18 protein-coding genes are annotated in these 15,244 nt (G+C 39.0%); 3 read left to right on the forward strand and 15 right to left on the reverse strand.

Going from position 1 to position 15,244, the window contains the following annotated elements:
- Window positions 1-8: 8 nt before the first annotated feature.
- From ABFY81_RS06460 to ABFY81_RS06485, 6 genes are read right to left on the reverse strand one after another with little or no spacing between them, the layout of a single operon-like run.
- Window positions 9-1,220 carry an FAD-dependent oxidoreductase gene (locus tag ABFY81_RS06460; RefSeq protein WP_198071509.1) on the reverse strand — a complete coding sequence of 404 codons (1,212 nt, stop codon included), beginning with the start codon at window positions 1,218-1,220 and terminating at the stop codon, window positions 9-11.
- 28 nt (window positions 1,221-1,248) lie between these two features.
- Window positions 1,249-2,178: a VOC family protein gene (locus ABFY81_RS06465; RefSeq protein ID WP_347913358.1), complete on the reverse strand. Its 930-nt coding sequence runs from the start codon at window positions 2,176-2,178 to the stop codon at window positions 1,249-1,251.
- 11 nt (window positions 2,179-2,189) lie between these two features.
- The gene (locus tag ABFY81_RS06470) at window positions 2,190-2,954 is read right to left on the reverse strand and encodes an SDR family oxidoreductase (protein ID WP_347913359.1); all 765 of its coding nucleotides are present in this window, start codon (window positions 2,952-2,954) and stop codon (window positions 2,190-2,192) included.
- Complete coding sequence (locus ABFY81_RS06475) at window positions 2,947-4,014, reverse strand: aromatic ring-hydroxylating dioxygenase subunit alpha (RefSeq protein WP_004703167.1); 1,068 nt, start codon at window positions 4,012-4,014, stop codon at window positions 2,947-2,949. Before ABFY81_RS06475 ends, ABFY81_RS06470 begins: the two co-directional genes overlap by 8 nt.
- Before the next feature lie 16 nt (window positions 4,015-4,030).
- A complete protein-coding gene (locus ABFY81_RS06480; protein WP_019456951.1) occupies window positions 4,031-4,330 on the reverse strand; it encodes a recombinase-like helix-turn-helix domain-containing protein in 300 nt (99 codons plus the stop codon).
- A gap of 27 nt (window positions 4,331-4,357) precedes the next feature.
- On the reverse strand, window positions 4,358-4,663 hold the full coding sequence (locus ABFY81_RS06485; protein WP_000118513.1) for a non-heme iron oxygenase ferredoxin subunit: 306 nt from the start codon (window positions 4,661-4,663) through the stop codon (window positions 4,358-4,360).
- 273 nt (window positions 4,664-4,936) lie between these two features.
- On the opposite strand from ABFY81_RS06485, the gene ABFY81_RS06490 reads away from it, so the two are divergent.
- Window positions 4,937-5,749 carry an IclR family transcriptional regulator gene (locus ABFY81_RS06490; RefSeq protein ID WP_004703172.1) on the forward strand — a complete coding sequence of 271 codons (813 nt, stop codon included), beginning with the start codon at window positions 4,937-4,939 and terminating at the stop codon, window positions 5,747-5,749.
- A 44-nt stretch (window positions 5,750-5,793) separates the two neighbouring features.
- Here ABFY81_RS06490 and ABFY81_RS06495 read toward each other — a convergent pair whose 3' ends face one another.
- Genes ABFY81_RS06495 through pnuC form a run of 4 tightly spaced genes read right to left on the reverse strand, consistent with a single transcriptional unit; the run spans window position 5,794 to window position 7,841 of the window.
- Window positions 5,794-6,093, reverse strand: a complete 300-nt coding sequence (locus ABFY81_RS06495) for a hypothetical protein (protein WP_347913360.1) — start codon at window positions 6,091-6,093, stop codon at window positions 5,794-5,796.
- 22 nt (window positions 6,094-6,115) lie between these two features.
- Entirely contained in the window at window positions 6,116-6,583 is a 468-nt protein-coding gene (locus ABFY81_RS06500) for a hypothetical protein (protein WP_347913361.1), read from the reverse strand.
- Window positions 6,584-6,604: 21 nt separating this feature from the next.
- Entirely contained in the window at window positions 6,605-7,204 is a 600-nt protein-coding gene (locus ABFY81_RS06505) for a hypothetical protein (RefSeq protein WP_347913362.1), read from the reverse strand.
- A 46-nt stretch (window positions 7,205-7,250) separates the two neighbouring features.
- Entirely contained in the window at window positions 7,251-7,841 is a 591-nt protein-coding gene (pnuC, locus tag ABFY81_RS06510; protein WP_134262887.1) for a nicotinamide riboside transporter PnuC, read from the reverse strand.
- Between the two features lie 407 nt (window positions 7,842-8,248).
- Between pnuC and ABFY81_RS06515 the strand changes: the two genes are divergently transcribed.
- Both ABFY81_RS06515 and ABFY81_RS06520 read left to right on the forward strand, forming a co-directional pair.
- Complete coding sequence (locus ABFY81_RS06515) at window positions 8,249-9,193, forward strand: DMT family transporter (RefSeq protein WP_347913363.1); 945 nt, start codon at window positions 8,249-8,251, stop codon at window positions 9,191-9,193.
- Between the two features lie 158 nt (window positions 9,194-9,351).
- Window positions 9,352-10,140: a crotonase/enoyl-CoA hydratase family protein gene (locus ABFY81_RS06520; protein WP_347913364.1), complete on the forward strand. Its 789-nt coding sequence runs from the start codon at window positions 9,352-9,354 to the stop codon at window positions 10,138-10,140.
- Window positions 10,141-10,245: 105 nt separating this feature from the next.
- Here the strand turns inward: ABFY81_RS06520 and pgaD are convergent, their stop codons facing one another.
- The 5 genes from pgaD to ABFY81_RS06545 all read right to left on the reverse strand — a co-directional run bounded on the left by pgaD (window position 10,246) and on the right by ABFY81_RS06545 (window position 15,211).
- Complete coding sequence (gene pgaD / locus ABFY81_RS06525) at window positions 10,246-10,665, reverse strand: poly-beta-1,6-N-acetyl-D-glucosamine biosynthesis protein PgaD (protein ID WP_004703183.1); 420 nt, start codon at window positions 10,663-10,665, stop codon at window positions 10,246-10,248.
- A gap of 86 nt (window positions 10,666-10,751) precedes the next feature.
- Window positions 10,752-12,008, reverse strand: a complete 1,257-nt coding sequence (pgaC, locus tag ABFY81_RS06530) for a poly-beta-1,6-N-acetyl-D-glucosamine synthase (protein ID WP_068936624.1) — start codon at window positions 12,006-12,008, stop codon at window positions 10,752-10,754.
- Between the two features lie 13 nt (window positions 12,009-12,021).
- A complete protein-coding gene (gene pgaB / locus ABFY81_RS06535) occupies window positions 12,022-14,016 on the reverse strand; it encodes a poly-beta-1,6-N-acetyl-D-glucosamine N-deacetylase PgaB (protein ID WP_068936626.1) in 1,995 nt (664 codons plus the stop codon).
- Between the two features lie 235 nt (window positions 14,017-14,251).
- Entirely contained in the window at window positions 14,252-14,593 is a 342-nt protein-coding gene (locus ABFY81_RS06540) for an FKBP-type peptidyl-prolyl cis-trans isomerase (RefSeq protein ID WP_004703189.1), read from the reverse strand.
- An 87-nt stretch (window positions 14,594-14,680) separates the two neighbouring features.
- On the reverse strand, window positions 14,681-15,211 hold the full coding sequence (locus ABFY81_RS06545; RefSeq protein ID WP_039254128.1) for a YaeQ family protein: 531 nt from the start codon (window positions 15,209-15,211) through the stop codon (window positions 14,681-14,683).
- Window positions 15,212-15,244 lie beyond the last annotated feature (33 nt).

A 15,244-nucleotide genomic window follows, 5' to 3' on the forward strand; every position in this document is an offset into this window, starting at 1 on the left:
TTTAATGCTTACGGTTTTAACTTCATGACATTAAATTCGGCATCTGCTAATAATTTTGGATCTAAAACGGTGTTGGCTTGCATCCAACGTTTTGCCAGTTTGATCAGCTTCGAATCATTAATGGCAATCATATTCAGCAAACGATTTTCATGGTCGAGATATAAATAACTCACCTGATCCTCACCACCTTGGCGAATCACTACTTCTTTGGTTCTATCTGGTTGATACGTACCTAAAATCTGAATATTGAAGTGGTACTGATCAGACCAGAGCCATGGAATATCGGTATATTCAGTATCAATTCCGAGCATTGACTTTGCTGCTGCAATCGCTTGATTTTGTGCATTTGCCCAAGACTGAATGCAATAACCCAAGCTCGGATGAATTGCGACATCACCTGCAGCATAAATGTTTTGATCTGAGGTTTGCCCAAAACAATTCACCACAATGCCATCTTTCACATCGAGACCAGCGTGCACACCTAACTCTTTGGCAATTTCAGCACCAGCACCTACCACAACACAGTCAAATAACTGGCTATGTTGAGGATGGTTCACCACTTCAACTTTCTGATTCGGTGCTTCAACCAAATGAAGGCTTTTGCTGTCTAAATGAATTTTTGTGCCTTGTGTTTCATGCATATTTTTTAAAAATGCAGAAACTTCCGGACTCACACTTCTTGCACATAAGCGGTCGCCATATTCAAAAACATGTACCTCTTTACCTTGCTTACGTGCAGTTGCAGCAATTTCTAAACCAATCCAGCCGCCGCCAATCACAGCGACATTTTTTGCATTCTTTAAAATTTCAGCCAAACGTTCACAGTCATGCACATTACGTAGGGTCACAACATTTGGAATAAACTGCCATGTATTGACGGGTACACGTGCACGGCTTCCAGTTGCAATCAGCAATTTGTCATACGGTAAAACTTGGCCACTTTCTAAATGAACCTGTTTTTGCTCACGATCGACTTTTGTTGCAATTTCTGGTTTATGCCATTGAACGTTGAACTCTTGAACCTGTTCAGGTGAGAACAGATTCAAACTTTCATAAGTAGCTTCTTTTGAAAGTACTTGCTTAGACAGTGGTGGACGCTCGTAAAACACCTGGTCTTCATTTGAAACCACGTGAATTTCGCCCACATAACCATTTTGGCGTAAGGTACTTACTGCCCAACCCGCTGCCTGTCCGGCACCTACAATTACGATCTTTTCCATAGCCATCTTCCTTGTTCAGCCACACCTGTTAAACAGGCTTCACCTGACGGCGGGTTGTGTCATCAAGACCACCTTCAATCGCCCATTCGGTGAAAAGCTCTAAACGATGCTCTTCTACACGTGGCTGCCATTCTTCTGTCAAATAATCATCATTGGTGTAATATTCAAACGCACCACCTAATGGCGAGTTGACGTACCAGAAATAAGCAGAAGAAATTGGATGACGTCCCGGTCCAATAAAAGTTGACCATTCCGAACGATTCATATTTAAACCGCCCCCAATCACCTCATGGATATCACGTACTACAAACGCAACGTGATTTAAGCCAGCAGGTTTATTTGGAACACTGAGCAAGAATAAATCATGGTGATAACCTTCACCGCGGCAACGTAAGAATGCACCGCGATTTTTATAGGCATCAGATAAATGGAAACCTACTTTTTCAATATAGAAGTTTTCAGTTGTTGCCAAATCTGGTGTGAAGAACACCACGTGTCCAATCGCAACAGGTTGACCCTTTTCATAGACAGGACTTGCTGCATTAACACGTTGAATGTTGCCGTATTGGTTAATACCTTCCGTTTTAAGTTCAGAGACATCTTTAACAAAACTTTGTTCAAAACGAATCGTCATGCCATTTGGGTCAAGACACTGAACTGTATGTTCAGAACGTTTAAAACCTGCTACATCAGCCAAACGAACTGCCAAGTCATCAAGGTCTTGAGCACTTTCAACACCCCAAGTGACTTCACGTAAAGTTGAGCCTTGTTCAATCGCAGGTGGCAAACGATCATCATCACAATTAAATAGATAAATCTTGCTGCCATTTTGAGTTTGGTATAAATCTGTACCTTCAATATCCGAAGTACTTTGGCTTAAACCAAAATCTGCTAGAAACTTGTTTGAAGCGGCTCTATCCTCAACTCCAAACTTTAAAATCTCGATCCCTGTAATCATTTGACTACTCCTTAGTTAAAGACAAAACCGCCATTGACCGGAATATTTTGACCTGTCACAAAAGAGGACAAATCCGACAGTAGATACAATGCTGTTCCATTTAAATCTTGTGGAAGTTGCTGACGTTGAATCGCTCTTCCATTGACATATAAATCGTGACGTTCCTGTGGTACATACTCGGTTGCTTCAACCAGAGTAAGTCCCGGTGACAATGTGTTGACACAGATATTAGATTGTCCCAACTCTCTTGCCATTGAACGCGTCATGGCAACAATTGCACCTTTACTTGCAACATAAGCCATCAGGTTTGGTGCGCCCCAAAGTGCTGTATCGGAAGCAACATTAATGATCTTGCCTGCAACCGATTGCTTTAAATGGGGAACGCATGCCTTACTGATGAGCCATGTGCCTTTCACATTAATATTCATGACCCGATCCCAAAGTTCAGGATCGTAATCAATCATATTTTTTCCACCAACATTGGTTGCCAGTGCCGCGCAGTTCACAAGGCCATCTAGTCCTTGGAGTACGTCAACACTTTTTGCAACCGCATTTTCAATAGAGTCTGCATTGGCAAGGTCAACGGTAACAGCATGAACATTCAGTTCTTGTTTTTGCAAAGCTTGTGCTTCTTGTTGTACCATGTCAGATAAAATATCTGCCATTACAACCTCAGCACCAGCCTCGGCAATAGCTTGAGCAAAATCTCGGCCTAAACCGCGTGCTGCACCAGTTACTAAAACTTTTTTGCCTTGCAACAACGCTACATTAGCCATGAGCTTCTTCCTGCATCTCAATACGGTTTGATGCATTTAGCGCAGCAATTTTCTTTAATTGCTTTTCAGCTTCTTTTTTCATTAAACGGCGTAAACGAGCAAGGCCAACATCGTGTTGATAGAGGAATTCTTGTTCACGTGCATTTGGCGCAAGGTTTTCTAAAATAATTCGGTCTTGTTCCAATACGTCCCAATGCAACTGCTCTAAATGATTGCGATACAAGAAGCGCCATACATTACGTTGCCAGCCACTCACCTTACGGCAGCGCCAGAAAAATACGCGGGTATTGTTAGCATCAATTGGCGTTGCATAGCCCACGATCCAGAACTCACCACCTGGGCCAAATTGTTTGCGGTATGGAATTGACAGACGTAACCAGCTCGCACCTGTTGAACCATATTCAACCCAATCGAAGTTCACACCTAATTGACCTTCTTTTTCAAAAATAAAACCATTATCGGTCGTGCGATGTTTCATCTCTGCGGTACGATCACCATCTGCCATCGAGTGCGATGTCGCATGTAAATAACTACCATGCATTGGGTCCATCACGTTATCAATCGCGTATTGATGGTTCACTTTCCAGTCTGCTTGGCAAAGGAAGGCACTCCACTCTTCACTGGCAAGTTGTTCTGGGAACTCAAGCGGCGCTGGTTGTTCATTTGCATCAATACCAAACCAGATAAAGATTGCACCATGCTGCTCAATTACTGGATAGTTCTTTAAGCATTTAGTTCCAGTCATTGGACATTCATGAACTGCTGGCACATCGGCAACCACACCATCAGCACGAACTTCAACACCGTGATACCAACAAGCAACTCGGTCACCCAAGTTCCAACCAAGGGAAAGACGAGCGCCGCGATGCGGACAGCGATCTTCAAGTGCATGAACCTGCCCTTCGGCATCACGCCAAACCACAATGTTTTCGCCTAAACGGGTAATTCCGACAGGATTAGCAGCGACTTCCCAACTTGCCAAAACCGGATGCCATTGGTCACGTAAACCAAGTTCTAAATATTCTTCAGCACTTTGTGAAGTTGATACGATTGCGTTCATTTTATTCTTCCCTGAATCAATAACCTAAACGTTGCATTTCTTCTGTAAAGCTTGCAGAAGTCCATTCATCACCAGATTCGCAGCGGAAACCCTGTTGATTAAGTGCAGAAACAACATCATCTAGCGCTGTTGCACCCGCAGAAAATGCTTGAATCAAGTTCTTTACAAAATCTTGCTCGTAGAGAGTCGGTTCTTTATAACGTGTCTGCCAAACCAACAATTCAGATTGACCAGGAATTTGAATATTGTTGATACCTGCTTCGGTTGCTGGCGTTGCATGAATCCAGCTTGCTAACTTTTCATTAAATGTCTTCATTGTTCTGCTTCCTTGTACATGTGAGGACTAGAGTTGAATTTGAATATCCTGTCCTTCAACACGAACTGGGTACGTACATAGGTTTCTACACCCGGGCCCACTTTTTAGCTCACCTGTCTGAATGTCAAAAATTGCTTCGTGCAATGGACATTCAACAGTTTGATCTTCGATAAATCCTTCCGTTAATAAGGCATACGCATGAGGGCAAACATTTTCGATAGCGAAGTAATTTTCATCGACAAAAAATACGCCAATTTTTTTTCCTTCAACTTCGATAGCCTTCGGCTCATCTTCGCTAACGTCACCCTGCTGACAAACTGAGATCCAACTCATACTTTGCGTCCTCATTTTGTTTTATATACAAAACTTAATTTCATTTTCAAAACACAAGCAAAGAATAATACTCTTGGTTAATTTTTGTCAAAGTAAAAATAATGATAAAAATCATTCTATTAATTAATTTTAAATAATTTGTTACGTTTCAAAAAGAAAACTTTGTTTTAAATATAAAAAATGTTTTATGTGATCTTTATAATTACAATAGTTCTAAAATAAAGCATAATGCCCCAATTCGAACCCTTTTTTATTTATAGGAAAACAACATAAATGAGCCTAGAGATTGAAGAAGATTTGCAAGAATCAGAAACGACAAAAAATGATGATCGATATTTAGTACCAGGGCTTGTGCGTGGTTTAGCCATCTTGCAAGCATTTAATCAACAAGCACAAGAAATGACGATTACAGAAATTGCCGAAATTTTGGAAGTGAACCGTTCTAGTGCATTTCGTCTTATTTATACACTCGAAGCTTGTGGCTATTTAAGGAAAGCATCCCAAAAAACTTATGCGCTTGACTCAAAAGTTATGGAGCTTGGTTTTAACAGTTTATCGAAGCTTTCATTACTCGATTTATCCACTCCTTTAATGAAAGAACTACGTGATCAGACCAAACTGGCAGTACATCTGACTGTTTTGGAAGGTACACATATTGTTTTTGTAAATAACGTTCAATCAATGGGTACTTTTACCAGCAATATTAGTTTGGGTACTCGCTGGCCAGCTCATGCTACCGTTATTGGTCAAATGTTATTGTCGGATTTACCAGAGGCAGAAGTACGACAACGCTATCGTAATTTCAATGAGTGGGATAGTTTCTCAGAACTTACCCCAACTAACTTGAAAGCACTCTTACAAAAACTAAATTATGTAAAAACCCAAAAATCGATGGTGAGCTGGGGTCATTACAATCATGATATGGCTGCTTGTGGTGCTCCTATTTTCAAACAATCTAATGGAAAAATGGTGGCGGTCCTTTCGGTGAGCTGTCCAATTACCACTTATGATGAAAAAACCTTTAAAGAAGATATCGCCGCTCTGGTCATCGCAACGGCAGATAAAATTTCAAAATTTATCTATTAAAAAAAGCGACGTTAAGTCGCTTTTTTGTACTTTTATTTCATCAATTAAAAATTACGCTTAAAAATTTCACCATTCATATCCTGAAAACACAGTGTTGAATAATTTTCTTTAATATCAAATTTTAAATACTGCTGTTTAAACTGCACCACTGCATAAAACTCTTCGGCTCCATCATCTAAACCTGTCGCAGAGACCCGAGTGCCTTGTGGAAAATCTTTGAGCCATGCAGCCTTATAGAAATCTGACACTGAATTAAAATCTATATATTTTGTGTGTTCAGCCATAATTTTTTGGGCCACTGCATCAAACTGTTGTTGCTTATATATGACTAAATTCAGGATCATGGTTATTCTTAAAAGTTAATTACTAGCAGTCATCAATAGAGTGCCTATAGTAGTGCAATTTTCCATTACGGAAGTGAAAGTCTAGACTATCATTACTACCTTCCCAAGGTTGTAAAGAATAAACATGTTTTTTAGTCATATAGATCTGTTCACCAAAAAACTTTTTAAACTCATTCTCAGAAGTTAAATGATTAAATAATCGAGAACCATACTTTAGACCATTTTGCTGGCTTACATATACCTTATCTAAAGAACCTGTAGAGAGTACCACTCCATCGTCATATACCCATTGATCTGGGAAATAACCACCATTGCACTCATCAGCCTCACCTTTAATAACCTGCTTTGGCTTTTTCAAATTATTTAAAGGAATATCAAAACTGTTCAATACTTTACCATGCCATAAAGGTTTAATATTTACTTGCGCATAAGAGGTCGTTGCTACTAAAAAGCCAATACAAAATAAAAATATATGAGTTAAATTTTTCATAAAAGTCCAAAAATTAATGATTTAAAAGTTTTGTGCCTTAGTCTTATTAATAATCAAACCTTTTTGTTTGTCTTTCATAATGATTAAGGGAGATCCAACTTTTGCAGTTTTGGTATTATTCAAATATTTTTTCTTCTGTAAATAAATCTGTCTGTCTTTAATAAAGCTATCTATGGAAGTTTCATCATCCGTATAATAAGAAATATCTTGTGTATAAATATTTGACCAGTCCGCTACCCAAAAAATAATGAAATTTCCGCCACGCTCTTGATAGTTGTCTATTGCAAAGGTTTCAGAATCAATTTTATGTATAGTCTGACCAGCTATTGAGGATATATCCTGAGTTTTCGATTTAAAATAATAGGTTTTATTTTTATCTAAATGAATAGCAAATACATTATAGCCTAGCGCATCAGCTATATCAGGGTTAAAGCAAGAATAGCTTTGTATTTTTATCTGTGCCGTCTGTATAGCTAATTTATTATTTTCAGTAGCTTCATCTTTCTGACATGAATCCGGTAATTTACTAAGCTGCTTTAAAGGAACAGCGTTAATCTGAGCATTTGCATAACCAGAACAAAGAAATAAACAAAATAAAAGTTTTTTTAAAGTATGAGTCATCAAATAGTTTCCAAACAGGATTATTGTTTTAATATTTTCTCATACATTAAATAGTTTTTTTAAGATCTATATGATCAACCTGCTTTCTTTTAACCTTTTCCCATTGATACCAACCATAAGCTGCCATTAATACAAAGGCTGCATATAAGGCTGAAGTTAAAAATAGATCTTTATAAATAAACATACCCACATAAATAATGTCGACAAATACCCAAAGTATCCAAGTCGCAATATGTTTTCGACTCGTCCAATAAGTTGCAAGCAAACTAAATGCTGCAAGCTGTGAGTCGAGCATAGGCACTGCTGCATCGGTAAAGTTTTTAAGTATCAAACCAAATAGTAAGCCACCTATCGCAGCAATGATCATTTGGATAATCGCGGTTTGAACTGCGATAGGTTCAATTCGAATGTCGTGATCTTGCTGCTTTCCTTTGAGCCAATAGTAAAAACCATAAAAATTTACAGCCATAAAAAAGAACTGCAAAATCGTTTCACCATAAAGTTTAAATTCGTAAAACAAATAGGCGTATAGAACAAAGGCAAAGAAATTAAACAGCCAGCACCACATATTGCGAATTACAGTTAATCCGACTCCAATTAGACTAATTAAGACCGCAAAGATTTCTAGAGGTGACATAAGAGCAGCTGCTTATTGAGATCAATTTGACGAGGTATTATGAGAAAAATATGGGCCTAAGCAAACAACTAATTTAACGTATTCAACAAAATCTATATCCCACGCTTGAATCTAATTTGCACTTTTCTATTTATATGTTATAAAAATATCATCTATATTTTTAATATACTTATCATGTTTTTATCTAAATCCCATTATTGTCTAGCGCGTCAATTCCACGCCTCAGAGATGATGCTCTGTGTGGTCAATTGCCGACGTCCTTATTTCGGACAATTTGGCGCTTTGAATAAAAACATCAAGAAGTTACTTACATAATATTTTCTCTGATTTTTCTTAAAAAGCCGCCATAAAAAGCGGCTTTTTTTATGTCCGTTCCTCCTACAAAACATTACTTTATGGAGCTTTATATGAAGCCTTTATTTGAACAACAGAGTACGTCCAGCCCGCAGATTCAGCCGGCTGTAGCATTACCTTCATCTCCGACTCGACTCGCTACAGCCGGCCAATTTATTGCGGTCATTGTTATTTGGTCGCTTACACCACTTGCCGCCGTATGGACAGTACAAGAACTTCACTGGGCATGGGGATTATTCCTTCGCTTTAGCATCGCTATTCCGATTGCTTTACTATGTCTAAAGTTTTTCCGTTTAAAACTGATCTTTAGTAAAAAAGCGGTTTTAAGCTACTGTGCAGGAGCCATTGGTTTATTTGGTTCCATGGCTTTTTGCTACATGGGTGCAGATAAAGTTCCATCAGCCATTATTTCAATTATTTACGGCACCTCTCCGTTAGTATCTGGGCTTGTCAGTTCTTTTGTATTAGGGCGTGAGCGTTTTTCATCATGGCAGTGGCTTGGTCTCGGTATTGCGCTTGTCGGGATGAGTTTTACATTAGGGCTATCTTCATCAGGTTTTCAGCTCAACAGTATTGGTATTATGCTAGAGCTAATCGCTATGCTGTTTTATGTATTGTCGACTTTTGCCGTAAAATCTGTCGGAGCGCATATTCACCCCATTATACAAATGACGGGTTCTAGCCTTGTCTCGTGGGTAGGTTACGCATGCTTATTGCCTTTCTTCTGGTCACATCTTCCAACTGAACTTCCAAGTCTGAAAATTTCACTAGCGGTCTTCTATAGTGCTGTCTTTTCTTCTGTACTTGCCATGATTTTTTATTATCAACTCATTAAGGTACTCCAACCGACGACGGTACTACTTATTACAATTATCACCCCTGTTTTAGCCACCTTTTGGGGAACATGGTTCAACCATGAACAACTTAGCTCACATCTTGTTTTAGGTTTAATCCTGTTATGTCTAGGGCTATTAATGTATTCAAGGCGCTCTGCATAATCTTGCTCAACCTGATACATCTATACGTCAGGTTGACTTTTGACGAGTATTGACAGCATGCTTTTATTTTCACTTACCAAGTCATCAACAAATTGTATTTGATCGTTTTTAAATGATTGTTTAAAAGATAATGAAACACAAATAAAGAGCGCGACAATATGTCAAATCAAGAAGGAAAAGTCAGCCGTGAAACTCGAGGACATATTTTTTTAATTGGTTTAGATCGGGCAGCAAAACGCAATGCCTTTGATAGCCACCTCATTAAAGATTTATCTCTAGCGCTTACAGAATATGAAAATAATGATGCTCTGCGCTGTGCGATTATTTTTGCTCATGGCGACCATTTTACGGCGGGTTTAGATTTGGTTGAGTTACAACCTAAGCTTGCTACAGGCGTGTTCGATTTTAATGATGAAGAAATTAACCCATGGGGTACAGTTGGCCGAAAACTGAGTAAACCATTAATTGTAGCTGTACAGGGCTACTGTTATACCGCGGGTATCGAACTATTTCTTAATGCAGATCTTGCAATTGCAAGTGAAAATACTCAATTTGCGCAAATTGAAGTCCAACGTGGCATCTTACCTTTTGGCGGCGCGACTGCTCGCTTTACTCAAGCTGCTGGCTGGGCCAAAGCGATGCGATATTTACTAACAGGTGACCCTTTTGATGCAAAAGCAGCATTTGATATGAATCTGATTACAGAAATATGCCCTGAAGGGACGGAGCTTAACCGTGCGATAGAACTTGCGGAACATATTTCCCAAGCTGCGCCACTTGCTGTAAAAGCCACTCTTGCCTCTGCACGCGAAGCAATTAATGAAGGCTATGAGGTTGCTTTTAATCAATTGCAAACTCATTTACAGCCTTTGCTGACCACAGAAGATGTGCAAGAAGGTGTCTTTGCCATGCTACAAAAGCGTCCACCTGTTTTCAAAGGTAAATAAAGCCTACTTAGACATAGCTTTCAAGATTTAAAACTTATTACTCTCTAAAAACATATATGTAAAAAGAAAGCCCACATGATGTGGGCTTTCTTGAATTAATTTGGCTTATTCAACTCTAACAATTTTACCAAATTCATCGTGGTGAACTATCGTAATTTTTTGGCTACGTCCCTGCTCAATTTCTTGCTCAGGTAAATCAAAGTAGCGTGCATAATCATCTGTCTGCTTCATGTCAAGTTCATCACCACCCACACGGCGTTCAGGCAAAATATGACTCCATAGCAACAAACCAATTGCACAAGCAATGAGTGCTGTAAAGCCATGCTCAATTCCCACACCAAAGGCACTAAATAAACGGTGTACCAAATGTGTTTTTTGTAGTTCAACCAATAGCCATACAAACACGAACGGACGCCACAACAACAACCAACCGCCCCACATCATGGCTGTGCTTGTTGTAGAAACATAGCGCTTGTGCCACGGTAATTGACGACGTAAATCAATAATCAACGAATTTGTCTTCATTTCTCTTTTACCTAACGAAGTGCTGCGGTTTTCCCCAGACATCAATACAGCACGATCTTTAAAATCTCATGACTCTTGCATTTCATCTAACGAATGCCCCGATCCGGGCTCACCCAACGTGCTCGTTTCTCATCTCCACGTCGTAAGACTTTTGGAAATGCCACAATGGTTGCCGAAATGGTGATTAGCCAAAAGACCAATGGATACCAAATCATCCAGAAATAGTTTTTTCCTAGATTCGGTTCATAACGACTATCCATCCATTTGCTTAAAGCAAACTGAATTAGACAGGTTGCCCCCAATAAAATACCTGTACCATACGGTAAAAATGGGGAACTCACAACGGCTAATGCAGGGACTGGGAAAATAAAATGTACCAACCACAATAAAGCCATTGCCAGCATTAAATATGACCAGACTAAAGTTAAGCAAAGCTCAAACATTAAAGGCCATAAAAAATTCAATTTTGGTTTGGTGAACACATCAATATTTTTAATTAATACCTGTGCCCCACCCATTGCCCAACGTAAACGCTGTTTCCACAATCCGTTTAATGTTTCAGGCATTAAAATCCAGACCAAGGCATTCGGTTCAAAACGAATGTCCCAGCCTGCACGTTGCAATTTCCAAGTAATATCGATGTCTTCGGTCAACATATTTGGTGACCAATAATCGACTTGGTGAACAGCACTTTTACGGAAAGCCGTAATTACACCAGACACCGTAAACAAACGACCAAATGTACGCTGCGCACGTTTAATCATTCCCACAATCGAAGAAAACTCACCGACTTGAATACGTCCTAACAAAGTTGAACGCGTACGAATACGTGGGTTTCCAGTTACGGCTGCAACTGTTGGATTCTGAAGAAAATGACGAATCATCCATTTTGCTGCATGCGGGTCAAGCAAAGCATCCCCATCGATACCAATTAAAAACTCGGCATCGGTCATGAGGCTACCAGCCTGTAGGCCCATTGCTTTACCTTGGTTTTGTGCAAGGTGAACAACACGAAGTTTTTCGTATTGTTCAGCTAAACGATCTAGGACTTCACCCGTATTATCCGAACTACCATCATTAATCGCAATGACTTCAAAATTAGGATAATCCAGTTTTAAAGCGTGACTAATGGTTTCCTCTGCATTATCGCCTTCGTTAAAGCAAGGAATAAGTACAGCAACTTTCGGATAGCTTTCTAATGGAGCCGGTTGATCGTAAGGTGGAGCCTTACGTTCTTTCCAATAGAAAATGATCGCACCAATCATCCATAGATATGACATAAACAATGGATAATAAAAAACGAACTTTAGAGTCTGCGACCATATTGCAGCAAAGATTGTCATGTTTCAGCCTCGTCTACGGCACAAGACGAGATGACTTTTCAGCAAATGCTTTATGCATCACGTTCACGTCCGGATGATCTTTAATTGGGTCATCTGGGTAATATGCAACATGCATTGCACCTTGTTCATAGAGAGAGTGAATTGTCGCAGCCATTTCAGTTGAAGGTACCTTTTCGTTATTACGCCAGTTCGTTGCTTGTAGCTCAAAAACTGTTTTCTTAATGCCATTTGGATACTGTTTTACACGATCAACCATATCTTTATAGAATTGATCTTGGTTATTCACTTGCTCCATATAAGGCATCGCCATAATAGCAGTAAAATCATAACGGTTTAATGACTCTTCAAGTGACTGAGAGTACCAATTTTCCGCATATGGTTTTAAAGCCACTTGTGCATATAAATTACGTGCTGTAAGCAGGAATGGCTCATACTGACGAACCTCACCAACAAGCTCCATCGCAAAATCATCTAAATATCTTGTTTTATATGCAGTCCACTTCTGCAAATCTTCGTCATTTGCACGAATTTTTGCCAAGTCTGTTGGTAAACCTTGTTTCGCATAAGCTTTTAAGGCATCTGGGCTTGCATCTTCATAATCAGACAGAGTCACATCGTCATGGAATAAAATTCCATTGAAAGACGATGACTTCGCTAAATCTTCATATATTTCACGGATAGTTTGACGCGCTTCAGGTGAAAAAGGGCTTAAACGAATGTATCCCATATTGAGATGCTCACTCGTTTTATCCTGCTGGGTTACAACCAAATCTTTTGATACAGGATCAGTTTTTGGTAGTTCCCATGCCAATAAAGGCATCCACGCATAAATACGGCTTACAGGCGTACGTGTTTGAATTTGCCATGCAACACGGTTGAATAAATCAGCACGCATAGGAATATGTCGATTTGGGAAGTATACCATATCGGCAGAACCATTAGCATCTGCATCAGAGAAAGCTTGTAAATAAACCGTGTTTACGCCCATCGCATTAATACGGTCGAGTAGATTACCTAAATTACGCTCTTGTTGTTTCGGATCTGGATCATAAATATAGTCGAGATCAACATGCATAATTTTTTGCGGGCGATTATTATCCGTTAAGTTTAATTCACGGTTTTTAATCTCTTGAGCCAAATCATTGGTACTCATTCCGCCTTCTACCAAAATACGGCTCATATTCTGTAGAGATTGTTTAGCATGATCTGCCCCATCATCAAGTGTGATGGTAATTGGCATACCAAGCTTTTTAGCAATCTGGACCGTTTGCATATTGTAGCGACCGTATGGCCAAACCATAATACGTGGCGAACGTATACCATGTTGTTTGAGCAACTGATTATTCTTTTTTAAATCATTATAGATTCGAGCCTGATACTGGCTGTCGTTTTCATATGTTTTAGTTTTATCATCATAAAAACGTGTGGTTGCCGCAGGTTCAGAGTTTCCTTGTGGATTACCATTAATACCACGGTGTAAGTGATAGCTATGGCTTGCAATTTCAACAAAACCGCTATCTTGCATTTCTTTAAGTTCAGGCCAGCTTAAGATTTTATCACGTGGAATTTCTTCACCAGAAAAATCTACCTTCTGATTTTCTTTTGGCTCCAACCATGAACCAACAACAGCAAGTACTACTGGTATTTTCTTAGCCTTAATCACTGGATAAGCATTTTGATAAAAAGTCTGATAACCATCATCTACAGTCAATAAAACCGGTTTGCTTGGCAGTGCAACTTTACCCTGATGAGCGCGAATTAACTGATCTACAGTAATAAAATGGAAACCGTTTTTTTGCAGCCAATCGATATGCTCACTAAATTGTTTCGTAGTCACCGCATATTGAGGAATTAAGGCATTCTTAGTATCGGTAATTTCATGATAGCCAATAACAGTAAGTTCTGAAGCATCTATTTTAGGAGGAGCAGCTAATGCCATACCTGACAAGCCTGCTAAAGCCAAGCCAAGCGTTAGATTCAACAAAGGAGATGCAAAGCGGGTAATCATGAAATAGCGTCTCAATAGCAATATAGATTATTTATGTGAAATTTAAACTTAAGAACTAAAACCGACGTTTGTTTAGCCCTTAAGTTTAAACTGCCCAAAATGAACAGTTTTTCAGTTCACCTTTATAATCAAATAAACTGAAAATAATCTTAAATATTCAAAAAGCTAAAATATAAATAACGAATATATTCATATTTAAAGCTTATATAAAAAATCAAACGGTAAAATTTTGATTTCATTCATCGCGAGTTTTTACGTCAAATAACTCAATTTCAAAAATCAAATTTGAGTTCGCCGGAATAACTTTGCCCATTTTGCGTTCCCCATAAGCCAAATGCGCAGGAACAATAAGTTTACGTTTTCCGCCCACTTTCATTCCCATGATGCCTTGGTCCCAACCTTTAATCACACGGCCTGTACCAATGACACATTCGAAATAATTTCCGCGGTCAATTGAAGAGTCGAATTTGGTACCGTCCTCTAACCAACCTGTATAGTGAGTGGTAATTAAGGCACCTTTAACCGCTTCCTTACCTTCGCCTACTTTTAAATCGATAATTTCTAATTCAGTGATCATAACATTTCCGTTTCATTTAAATTCACAGCCCAGACTCAATCTTTAGTCTAGCAACTAGTTTTGTAAATTTTGTTGCGCTTTCCAATTTTACTGTAATTGAGTCCACACTACATTTGCTTGGCCATTTTCGCCTAGTAAAGTCCACTCAGAGTCCATAACGTTTAACTGTAACTGCATCGTACGTTCACAAAGCTGTTCTAACTCTGCTGTACTTTCAGGTGCAATTTGCCAAACTTGGACATTACTTAATGTTTTAATTTTACTGTTTCTCTTCCACCAGTCTTCGACCTGTGAACCATACGCAACAATTGCTACAGCTTTACAACGAGCACTGGCTTTTTTCACTTTATCTTCAGAAGGTAAACCGACCTCAATCCAATTTTCTAACTGACCTGTTAAGTCTTTTTGCCAAAGTGCAGGCTCATCGGTTTCAAAAAGGTCTTTAGTAAATTCAAGACTGTCACTTGCAAAACGTGCAAATGCCATAACTCGAACCATTAACCGTTCTAAAGTTTCTGAAGGATGCAATGCAAGCGTCAATTGATAATCGCCATAGATATGGTCATCCATATTGGCAATATTCAAGTCTGCCTTATAAATTGTTGCTTTAAGCGCCATGGTTAATATGTCCAAAAATTTGGCGCTAAGAAT

It is taken from the genome of Acinetobacter sp. WA-87 (assembly GCF_039938935.1).
In the GTDB taxonomy this organism is placed as follows: Bacteria; Pseudomonadota; Gammaproteobacteria; order Pseudomonadales; family Moraxellaceae; genus Acinetobacter; species Acinetobacter seifertii.